Here is a 9,768-nt window from a genome sequence, read left to right as displayed (position 1 = left end):
CAGCGCATAGTCGAGATCGCGCACTTCGAGCCGGTCGGCCTGATTGCCCTGCGTGGCGAATTCCCGCTCGGCGATGCCTTCGTCGTCGAGCGCGACGTGCGACGCGCGCGCAGACGCCTTGCGGATCTGTCCGAGAAAGAGGTTGTGCATGATCGTGAAGAGCCAGGCGCGCAGGTCGCTGCCGGCTTCGAACTTCTCGAAGTTGCGCAGCGCGCGCTCGAGCGTGTCCTGCACGAGGTCGTCGGCGAGTTCCGGGTTTCTGACGAGCGCGCGTGCATAGCGCCGAAGCCGTGGTACATGTGCGAGCAACTCGTGTTCTGCGCCCATCGTCCGTCTCCCTCGTGAACCAGCCACGCCGCGCCCGGTATGTCGTGCTTGCGTCCTGTCACCGGCATGGTGTGCGGCCGATGCGCCGTTTGCGCGTCTGGCAGTTCTGTGAAGAGGCGTTCCTGAATCGATCGACTGTGTCTGTAATCCGCCTCGATGCATGCAGGTTATGCGCTGGTCGGGCGCGGCACCATCCTACGAGCGGATGTGCGCGACCTGCGATGGTGTGGGAGCCTCATACCTACGTATAGGCGTGCGTGCCGCACCGCGTGCGGGGGCTCTGGCGGGGGCCGTGGCGCATGCAGCGTCGTCGCGCTGCGTGCTGGCCGGAAGACGGGCGAACCGTGGCGGGAGGGAAGCCGCCGGCGGGCGTCGCCTTATCGGAGCGACCGGCCCTTGAGGCTGATCAGAATGTGGAACATGATGCGCGCCGACACGAGGCTCTCGCCGAAAAGCGGAACAGCGACCGTGAGCATCGCGAACAGCCATCGGCTCGATCGGACGAGCGGGCCGCCAGGGGTCATGCGGGCTTTCATCCGTGATACTCCTGCTGCGGATCGCTCCCGAAGGCGACCGGCTACGGTGCGCCGGCGGGCATCGCCTGCCACGCCCGGCTTGCCTGTTGAAACGTGCGACGAAGACGCGGCCCTTGCACGCGCACATACCGGCGATCCAGCCGATACCGGCAATGCCCGATCTGCCCGGACCCGTTCCCGCGCCACGGCGACAGCGGCCGCCACGATCAGGATCCCCCGGCGTAGATGTCGCAGAAGCCGCGCGGTCCGACGCAGGCGTTCCTGCCGGCACCGCCGATCCCCATGCGCGAGCCGCTCGCGCTCGAACCTCCACGCGACCCGCCGTACGATGTATCGCCCGGCTGCCCCGTCTGCACCTGCGTGGCGCTGTGGTTCACTTCAGCCGGAGGATAGGGCTTGTCAGCCCGGAAATTCTCGCCGTTCTGTTCCGCCTGAACCATTTCCTGCGTGACTTCGGCGCGTGTTCGCTCCTGGGCGAGGACACTTGTCGAAGCAAGAATGGTGAGGGACAGCCCTGCGATAGCCAACTTCTTCATATCGAACTCCAGTGTGATCAGGTGCTCATCAGTCATGCAAATAAGTGAACACCCCTCACGCGCCCGATATTCCGAAGCAGGCCGAAAATCGTATGCGTGAGGCGACGGCGCGAAACGCGTCGCGTCACGAACCAGGCGGAATCGCGCGTGCGAAACAGCTGTTGCGCAGGTGTCGGCAGGCGGGCGGGCGCCCGCCGTCTCAGTGGCCGGAGAGGAGGAGCACGGCGTGTGTCGAACCGGTCTGCTCGGCAATGTCTCTCGCCGTCATCCCGCGATCGTCGCGCAGGTCGCGGTTCGCGCCGCGCGCGAGCAGAAGCGAGACGGTCTGCATCTGGTCGTAGCCCGCGGCCCACATCAGCGCGGTCAGATGGTTGTGATAGGCCGCGTTGACGTCGACGCCCGCATCGAGCAGCTGTTCGACGACAGCGGCATGGCCGCGCCCCGATGCGTACTCCATCGCGGTCTTGCCGACGCGGTCCGTGCTGTCCGGATCGGCGTGATGCGCGATCAGGAGCGCGACGACTTCACGGTTGCCCTCGAACGCCGCGGCCATCAGCGGCGTGATGCCCTGCACGTCGGCCTGGTTCACGTTCGCGCCGCGCTCGATCAGCATGCGCGCCATCGCCGTCATGCCTTTCTTGCAGGCGCTGATGAGGGGCGTGTCGCCGATGCGGTTGCGCGAATCGACGATCGCGCCCGCATCGAGCGCGCGCGTCACGCCGGCTTCGTCGTTGCCGCGCACCGCCGCGAGCAGCTGCTCGTTGAGGCTGTACGTGTCCGCGGCCAACGACGGCACCGCGGCGCCCGACACCGCGAGCACGACGATCGCCATCGCGCGCCATGCGTGTGTGCTTCTCATGGGGCGCCTATTGCAGATTCGCGACATAGCTCGCGAGGTTTTCGATATCGGCATCGGAGAGCGTCTTCGTGACACTCGTCATGCTGCCCGCGTCGTTGGTGCGCCTGCGCGCGCGAAAGTCCTCCAGTTGCTTGACGATGTACGCGTACGGCTGTCCCGCGATGCGCGGAATCTCGTTCTGCCCCGAAAAGCCGCCGAGATGGCACATCGTGCAGAGCACCTCTTCGGCTTTCTTGCGGCCCGCATCGACTTTCACCGGATCGGCGTTGAACGCGATCGGCGCGGGCTTCTGCGCGGCGAAGTAGTCGGCGAGATCGTGCATGTCGTCGGGCGTGAGGTTCGCCGCCATCGGGCTCATGCGCGGATCGCTGCGCCGCCCGGCCTTGAAGTCCCTGAGCTGGAGATAGAGATAGCGCGAAGTCTGGCCCGCGAGCACCGGATATTCGGGACTCGTCGAATTGCCCATCGGACCGTGGCACGCGGCGCACGCGACGGCCTTCGCCTTGCCCGCCTCGGCATCGGCGTGCGCCGCGAGCGGCAGCGCGCAGACGAATGCCGCCGCGAGCCAGGCGAGACACGCGAGCCCGCCCGGGCCGCCCCGAAGACGACGGCCACGCATGCTGTCGGCGGATCTCCGCATCCCGGCGCCGGTCCGGGTTCAGGGCAGCGCGAACACGAGCACGCTGTTGCCGCGCTTGAAATCGAGTTGCGTATTGCCGCCCGCCGCCACCGCGACATACTGCTTGCCGTGCACGGTGTAGGAAACCGCTGGCGCATTGACGCCCGCCCCGCACTGGTACTCCCAGAGCTTCCTGCCGGTTGCGGCATCGAATGCGCGGAACATGCCGTTGCCCTCGCCGTTGAAGACGAGCCCGCCCGCCGTCGCCAGCACGCCGCCGATGAGCGGCTGCTCGGTCTTGTAGGCCCACGCGATCTTGCCCGTGTCGACGTGCACGGCAACCAGCCGGCCCCATTGCTGCTCCGACGGAATCGTCTTGAAGGCGCCGCCGAGCCACAGCTTGCCGCCGGGATACTGCACTTCCTCCACCTGATACGTCATCGGCTGATGCAGGTTCGCGGCGTAGGCCATGCGCGTCTTCGGGCTGAAGGCCATCGGCGACCATTCGACGCCGCCGTTCGCGCCCGGCAGCATGCGCGCGCCGGCCGGCGTGGGCAGCGTCCATACGCCCTCCTGCGGGATCATCGCTTCCGACACGCGGATGAGCCGCCCGTCGCGGCGGTCGTGCACGTAGACGAAGCCCGTCTTGCCGCCGTGAATGATGCCTGGAATCATCCGGCCGTCCTTGTCGCGCACGTCGAGCAGGATCGGCGGGCTCGCGGCGTCGAGGTCCCAGACATCGTGCGCGATGTACTGGTAGTGCCATTTGTACTTGCCGCTGTCGAGATCGACCGCGACGAGCGAATCGGTATAGAGGTTGTCGCCCGGACGGATCGCGCCTACAGGTCCGGCGACGGATTGCCGACCACGAAATAGACGGTGTGCGCCTTCCTGTCCACCGCGGGCGCCATCCATACGCCGCCGCCGAGCGTCCTGTAGAAGTCTCCGCCCTTCGCCGCGAGCTGCTGCTTTTCCGCCGCGATATCGCGCTTCATGTTGCGGCCCACGGCGTCGTTTTCCGCCCAGACGCCTTCCTGGCCGGTTTCGGGAATCGTGTAGAACGTCCACAGCAGATCGCCCTTGTTCACGTCGAAGGCCTTCACGAAGCCGCGGATGCCGTATTCGCCGCCGTTGGTGCCGATCAGCACCTTGCCGTCGACGACCACTGGCGCCATCGTCTCCGAATAGCCGAGCTCGGGGTCCGCGATCTGGGTGGCCCACAGGAGCCTGCCTGTCTTCGCATCGAGCGCGACGAGCTTCGCGTCGAGCGTGCCCATGAAGAGACGATCGCCGGAAATCGCCACGCCGCGGTTGTTCGGCCCGCAGCAGAACGTCGTGACCGGGCCCATCCTGTGCTTGTAATGCCAGAATTCCTTGCCGGTGACCGCATCGATGGCGTAGACGTGGTTGTACGAAGTCGTCAGGAACATCACGCCGTTCGAAACGATCGGCGCCGTTTCCATCGATTCCATCACCGCCGTCTGGAAGATGAAAGCCGGCCTGAGCTTCGAGACGTTGGACGGGTTGATCTGCGTCGACGGCGCGAAGCGCGTTTCCGCATACGAACCGTTCGAATGCAGCCACGAGGCCGGGTCGCTCGCGGCGGCGTCGAGCTGCTGCTGCGTGACGGGCCGCAGCATATCGGGCATCGGTGTCGCCTGGGTCGTCGTTGCGCCGCCCTGGACTTCGTCGGCTGCTGGCGCTGTGCCGCTCAGCACGGCCGAGCCGAGCGCGGCGCAAATGAAAAGGGGAATGCGAGACTTGCGGGACGCGGCCATGTCAGTCTCCCGATCGTTCTTGTTGTGATGTGGGGGCGCGGCAACCGCGCTATCCGCACGGATAGAGAATAGGCAATTTGAAACGGCTTTTCCAGGCTTGCTTAATGCGCGGACTTGACGTGCCTCTCTGCAGGTGCGCGCGGGCTGGACACGCGTTCCGGATGCCCCCCGCGCCGGCATTTCCCGCGATTTTTAGTAGTATGGATTGTGAGCCGGTGAATCGCGGTACGTCATGTCATCTGGGCAGATGAGAATGCACTTGTGCGTTGCGCCCGGCGCAAACTCAGCAGCGACTGGAGACGACCGCCATGACCCAACAGCTCATCGTATCGGCATCGATCAGGGCGCGCAAGGCCGCGCTGCGGGCGCCGCGGGCGTGCTCGCCCGTGTCTTCGGCCGCGATATCGCGCGAGCGCGTGCCCGCGCGTATCGCGCGTATCACGCTGTTGCAGCGCGCGCTCGGCAACCGGCGGGTCGCGCAGCTGATTCGCGCAGGACGTCTAACGCCGCACGGCAGGATCGCCGGGATCGAGCGGACCCGCGACCGGCACGCGCCCGACCTCGAGCGCATGCTGCAACGCGATACCGCGCAGACCGAAGACATGGACAAGCCGGCCACGACCACGGCCGCGTCGCGGCATATTCAGCGACGGCTGATCGTCAGCGGATCGAGCGAAGCGCTCGTGACCGAATATCTGACGCTCGTCGGCAATGCATCCGGGCTGCGGCTCAACTGGAACTTCGCCCAGCCGCGAGTGACGGTCGGCGGCAACCTGCCGGGCGCGGTGCCCGCCGCCGATGGGCGGTCGAACATCCTGAGCGTGATCAATCATCCGACTCAGAACGCGGAACTGCATATCGGCACGAATCAGCCGCGCGTCGCGGTCGGCGCCTTTCCGGCGGGCGCGAGCACGATCCAGACCATCGACATGGACGATATCCGCAACCTGAACGCCGCATTGCCGGGACAGGGAACCGCGAAGGCGTTCCACGAAATGATGGAGAACTTCAACGCGCATGGCATCGGCTTCGGCAATTTCGCCGCATCGCATGCGCGCGGGCTCGAAGCGGAAAGCGACGTGCTGGAGAATCAGGGGATCGTCGGACGAAGGCTGAGCGGCGGCGTCGCGCCCACCGTCATTCCCGCGCCGCCCGGACAGCCGACCGCGCCGAACATCACCTATTTGCGCCAGCTTCAGGACTTCACGCATTATTTCCTGGAGATCATCCAGCGGCGCACGACGGGCAGCCCCACCGGCCCCGGCGCCGATTTCGAAGTGGTCAGCGCAAGACGGATTCCGAAAGTGCAGGTGTCGCAGCGAACCGTCGACAGCTTCGTATCGGGAAGCAATGCCGTTCCGGCCGCGGGCAACGTCGTGCTCGCGACCGCACTCGCCGACCTCAACGCCAATCCGAACTCGACGCTTCTGATCGAAGGATTCGCCGACAACGTCGGCACGGAAGCCGCGAACCGCACGACATCGAGAAACCGTGCCGCGACCGCGCAGGCGTTCTTCGTCGCGAACGGCATTGCCGCCGACAGGATCGCGATCGTCGGGCGCGGGGAAACCAGTTTCGTCGCGACGAACGCGAATGAGGCAGGCCGGCTGCAGAACCGGAGAATCGTGATGACGGTTCACCGGCCGGGCCCTTGAAATTCACCCTCTCCGGAGCTTTAAGCGCGATTGCAGTGTCGATTGCAATGTCATTCGCGTGCCAGACAACGTCGCCGCATCAGCGCGGTCAGGACCATCAGGACATCATGAAAAGCACAGCGATCCGGTTCACAGGAAGCCTGACGGCCATGCCGTCGGAGGCTCCGAAGTGCGGCGACATGAAAATCGCCGTGGCGTACCGATTCAGGGTCGAGCAATGGATAACGGGCAAGGCCGATACGGAAATGCTCGCGGTCCTGATTCCCTGTCCCGATTTGAAAGGCGACGGATTCTTTAGCGCCGGCGCGCATTACCGGATCGAAGCCACCAATGATCTGACGCAATCCCGCTCATACACGATTTATAACGATTATCCCGACAGCGCATTATTCTGGAATCTCGAAATCGACAGATTTGTGGAAAAAGGCAAATAGCATCAAGCGTCCGGCCGAGCGGTCCGGGCGCAGACCCGAATTCAGGCACAATGCGATACGTATTCGCAAGGGACTTAAATTGAACCCACGCCAGCCAGTCGATATTGCCCGCATCCTTCTCGTCATTGTCATTCTGTCCGCGCTCACGATCGGCAGTCTCTATGTCCTGCGTCCCTTCCTGCCAGGTCTGATCTGGGCGACCACCATCGTCGTGGCGACCTGGCCCGTCATGCTCGCCATACAGCGCCGCTGCGGCAACCGCCGCTGGGCCGCGACCACGGTGATGCTGCTGATCCTGCTCATCGTGATCGTGCTGCCGCTCTATCACGCGATCTCCACGCTCGCGCTGCACGGCAGCGAGATCATGGCGGCCATCAAGGCCCTGCCCTCATACGCACTGCCGCCTCCGCCCGGCTGGATTCACGATGTGCCGATCGTCGGCGAGCGCGCCGCGCACGAGTGGCAGACGCTCTCCGACGCAGGCGCCGGCGGACTGCTCGCGAAGATCGAGCCCTACGTCTCGATCGCGGCCCGCTGGATGCTCGCCCACGCGGCGGTCGTCGGCGTGTTCGTGATTCACATGTTCGTCACCGTGATCATCGCGGGCATTCTCTACACCCAGGGCGAAGCGGCGGCGCATTTCATCACGCGCTTCGCCACGCGCATCGCCGCGCAGCGCGGCGCGGAAGCGGTCAAGCTCGCGGCCTTGTCGATCCGCGCGGTCGCGCTCGGAATCGTCGTCACGGCCGTTACGCAGTCCGCGCTCGGCGGAATCGGGCTGTGGGTCGCGGGCGTGCCGGCCGCCGGCATCCTGACGGCCGTCATGCTGATGTTCTGCCTCGCCCAGATCGGTCCGCTGCTGCCGCTCCTTGGCAGCGTCGCGTGGCTCTTCTATCACGACCAGCGCATCGCCGCGATCCTGCTGCTCATCTGGTCGGTGATGATCGGGATGCTCGACAACGTGCTGCGCCCGATCCTCATCAAGCGCGGCGTCAACCTGTCGATGCTGCTGATCCTCTCGGGCGTGCTCGGCGGAATGTTCGCGTTCGGGATCGTCGGGCTCTTCATCGGGCCGGTGATACTGGCCGTGACGTCGACCATCCTGAATGCGTGGATCAACGAACAGCCGCCGCTCGCGCAGGTCGAGCCCGTGACCGGCGAGCGCGTGCCGAACCAGCGGCTCGCGAACCCCGCGCAGCCGAAGGACATTTGAGCGACGGCCGCCCCTTCCCGCCGTGCGATCGGGCTTCGGCCCGCGTCGCGCGGCGGCTTCTGCGCTGTTAAAGCGACCGGCGATTTTCGACAATCCACCTGCCTTTTATTTCAAGATAACTAAGCGTATCGCCGATTTAGGATTTATCGTGTATCCGACGAATAAGCGCTGATTTGAGGCATTTCCGAACTGTTGTGTTATCGCCCGCGGCATGTTCTTTAGGATGGCGTACTCCATTACAATACGCGCCTTGAATCTTTGCCCGCAGGCGGGCGCGGGAGAATTGCCATGTCTTTGCTCGACGTGGACTCCATCGATTACATCGGCGTCAACATTCTTTTCAAGCATGTGTATGTCGGCATCTTCGACGACCTCGACTGGGACGACGAAGCCGCGCACTGCGCGTTGTTGACGAAGAAAATCGATCGATACATGCAGTACATCCGCTCAGGCCAGATATTGCTCAGCTACCCGGCGGTGCGCGGCTACGCGATCGTTTTCGAGTACGTCGCCACGCGCCCCATGACGCCGTCGGCCGAGCAGTTCTGGAAGACGCGCGAGCGGATCATCCGCGCATCGGGCTTCGAGGCGCGTGGCCGGATGGTGGATGTGCGCCCCGGGCCTCGCGCGCCGGAGCCCGACGCGAACGGCGCCGCGTCCCGCGCGGAACAGGGCGAGGCGGCGACGCTTCCGTCTCCCCTCGCGTTGCGCCGCGCCGCCATTGGCTGAGAGGTGAGCGTCTGCGGGAGCGATGCGTGAGACTTTGCGGGATCGTCCGGGCAGGTGGTCGGTGAGAATGTGCGGGAGCATCATGGGACCCGAGTGGGACCCGGGCGGGACCCGCTGGTGAGACGATACGGGAAACAAAAAAGCGGCGAAGCCCGATGGGCTTCGCCGCTTTTTTTGCATCGGACGGGCCGTCGTGCCCGCCGTTTTGCCGCTTATTGCACGCTGCCGAGCGCCGAAGTCGCGACCGCCGGCACGGAAATGTTGTTGGCTTTGGCGTACTGCACGGCCTGAGTGAGCGTCGAGACGAGGGACTGCAACTGTCCCGGCGCCGACTGCGCGATATACGTTGCTGCCTGCGCCGTCGCGGGATTCGAGCCTGCCTGCAGCAGCGACGACATGTTCATCGAATTCTTCACCGCGCCGAGGTCGGACTGGAGCCCTGCGTACTGGCTCACGCCCTGGCCGAGCGATGCGAGGCCGTCGGTGAAGGCCTGTTTGTTGACCTTGGCCGGCGCGGGTGCCGACGCGCGGTTCGTGAACGCCTGCATCAGCGATTGCGAAACGCTCTGCTGCGTTCCGCCGAGTTGCGAGAGCGCGCTTGTGCTCAGCACTCCGCCCGAGGCGCCCGACGCGTTCGCGAGCATGCCTGCCGCCGACTGCGCCTGGCTCGCGACGCCGGACATGCCCATCGCCGATGCGAGCGTCGACTGCCCGGTGAGCACCTGCTGGTTTGCGCCCATGTAGTTCTGCACGAGCGAGTTCAGCGCCGAGGGCTGCGCCGCGCCGTTCGCGCCGTTCTCCGCGGCCTTGCTGCCGCCGAAGCCGAACTGCTGGAGATTGAGCTGCGCCTGCGAGACGGCGGGCGCGACGAGCGCAGCAGCCGCGAGCAGTGCAATCCAGGATGAGCGTGTCGCCATATTCGAAAATCTCCCTTGATTTGTCCGATCGATAAAGTCCCGTTCGACCGGACCGCTTTTCGAGGGTTCGACGTTGATACATTTGCTTGCGATTTTGTACGGGGGTGGGCGCTGGCGCTTGGGGTACGGGGTTCTACGCCGTTTGATGCACTTCGGCCTCTATGA

10 protein-coding genes and 1 pseudogene are annotated in these 9,768 nt (G+C 65.2%); 4 read left to right on the top strand and 7 right to left on the bottom strand.

Annotation, left to right across the window (positions count from 1 at the left end):
- The 6 genes and pseudogenes from BG61_RS36995 to BG61_RS36975 all read right to left on the bottom strand — a co-directional run.
- Nucleotides 1–327, bottom strand: a 327-nt coding sequence (locus tag BG61_RS36995; protein ID WP_035943117.1) for a sigma-70 family RNA polymerase sigma factor, incomplete at its 3' end; no start/stop codon positions are given.
- Nucleotides 328–704: 377 nt separating this feature from the next.
- Nucleotides 705–863 (bottom strand): hypothetical protein, encoded by a 159-nt coding sequence (locus tag BG61_RS43100; RefSeq protein WP_158447145.1) that lies wholly within the window; start codon nucleotides 861–863, stop codon nucleotides 705–707.
- Between the two features lie 206 nt (nucleotides 864–1,069).
- On the bottom strand, nucleotides 1,070–1,435 hold the full coding sequence (locus BG61_RS36990) for a DUF4148 domain-containing protein (protein ID WP_051673059.1): 366 nt from the start codon (nucleotides 1,433–1,435) through the stop codon (nucleotides 1,070–1,072).
- A gap of 163 nt (nucleotides 1,436–1,598) precedes the next feature.
- Nucleotides 1,599–2,231 carry an ankyrin repeat domain-containing protein gene (locus tag BG61_RS36985; protein ID WP_051673058.1) on the bottom strand — a complete coding sequence of 211 codons (633 nt, stop codon included), beginning with the start codon at nucleotides 2,229–2,231 and terminating at the stop codon, nucleotides 1,599–1,601.
- 34 nt (nucleotides 2,232–2,265) lie between these two features.
- Nucleotides 2,266–2,877: a c-type cytochrome gene (locus BG61_RS36980; RefSeq protein WP_035931327.1), complete on the bottom strand. Its 612-nt coding sequence runs from the start codon at nucleotides 2,875–2,877 to the stop codon at nucleotides 2,266–2,268.
- A 39-nt stretch (nucleotides 2,878–2,916) separates the two neighbouring features.
- Nucleotides 2,917–4,655, bottom strand: a pseudogene (locus tag BG61_RS36975) (outer membrane protein assembly factor BamB family protein).
- 308 nt (nucleotides 4,656–4,963) lie between these two features.
- On the opposite strand from BG61_RS36975, the gene BG61_RS39600 reads away from it, so the two are divergent.
- The 4 genes from BG61_RS39600 to BG61_RS39595 all read left to right on the top strand — a co-directional run bounded on the left by BG61_RS39600 (nucleotide 4,964) and on the right by BG61_RS39595 (nucleotide 8,686).
- Nucleotides 4,964–6,310: an OmpA family protein gene (locus BG61_RS39600; protein WP_051673057.1), complete on the top strand. Its 1,347-nt coding sequence runs from the start codon at nucleotides 4,964–4,966 to the stop codon at nucleotides 6,308–6,310.
- Nucleotides 6,307–6,744, top strand: coding sequence for a hypothetical protein (locus BG61_RS36965; RefSeq protein ID WP_129572136.1), 438 nt, complete (start codon nucleotides 6,307–6,309; stop codon nucleotides 6,742–6,744). The genes BG61_RS39600 and BG61_RS36965 overlap by 4 nt, the downstream gene beginning before the upstream one ends.
- 79 nt (nucleotides 6,745–6,823) lie before the next feature.
- Nucleotides 6,824–7,957, top strand: coding sequence for an AI-2E family transporter YdiK (gene ydiK / locus BG61_RS36960; protein ID WP_075584316.1), 1,134 nt, complete (start codon nucleotides 6,824–6,826; stop codon nucleotides 7,955–7,957).
- Between the two features lie 288 nt (nucleotides 7,958–8,245).
- Nucleotides 8,246–8,686: a DUF6572 domain-containing protein gene (locus BG61_RS39595; protein ID WP_051673056.1), complete on the top strand. Its 441-nt coding sequence runs from the start codon at nucleotides 8,246–8,248 to the stop codon at nucleotides 8,684–8,686.
- A 212-nt stretch (nucleotides 8,687–8,898) separates the two neighbouring features.
- Here BG61_RS39595 and BG61_RS36950 read toward each other — a convergent pair whose 3' ends face one another.
- A complete protein-coding gene (locus BG61_RS36950; RefSeq protein ID WP_035931221.1) occupies nucleotides 8,899–9,603 on the bottom strand; it encodes a hypothetical protein in 705 nt (234 codons plus the stop codon).
- Nucleotides 9,604–9,768: the final 165 nt, after the last annotated feature.

Source organism: Caballeronia glathei (assembly GCF_000698595.1).
Classification (GTDB): domain Bacteria; phylum Pseudomonadota; class Gammaproteobacteria; order Burkholderiales; family Burkholderiaceae; genus Caballeronia; species Caballeronia glathei.
This window is presented reverse-complemented; position numbering and strand designations above follow the sequence as displayed.

Coding starts and splice junctions, on each gene's coding strand:
- BG61_RS39600 (WP_051673057.1), top strand. CDS start 4,964: ATGACCCAACAGCTCATCGTATCGGCATCGATCAGGGCGCGCAAGGCC.
- BG61_RS36980 (WP_035931327.1), bottom strand. CDS start 2,877: ATGCGTGGCCGTCGTCTTCGGGGCGGCCCGGGCGGGCTCGCGTGTCTC.
- BG61_RS36950 (WP_035931221.1), bottom strand. CDS start 9,603: ATGGCGACACGCTCATCCTGGATTGCACTGCTCGCGGCTGCTGCGCTC.
- BG61_RS36985 (WP_051673058.1), bottom strand. CDS start 2,231: ATGGCGATCGTCGTGCTCGCGGTGTCGGGCGCCGCGGTGCCGTCGTTG.
- BG61_RS39595 (WP_051673056.1), top strand. CDS start 8,246: ATGTCTTTGCTCGACGTGGACTCCATCGATTACATCGGCGTCAACATT.
- BG61_RS43100 (WP_158447145.1), bottom strand. CDS start 863: ATGAAAGCCCGCATGACCCCTGGCGGCCCGCTCGTCCGATCGAGCCGA.
- BG61_RS36990 (WP_051673059.1), bottom strand. CDS start 1,435: ATGACTGATGAGCACCTGATCACACTGGAGTTCGATATGAAGAAGTTG.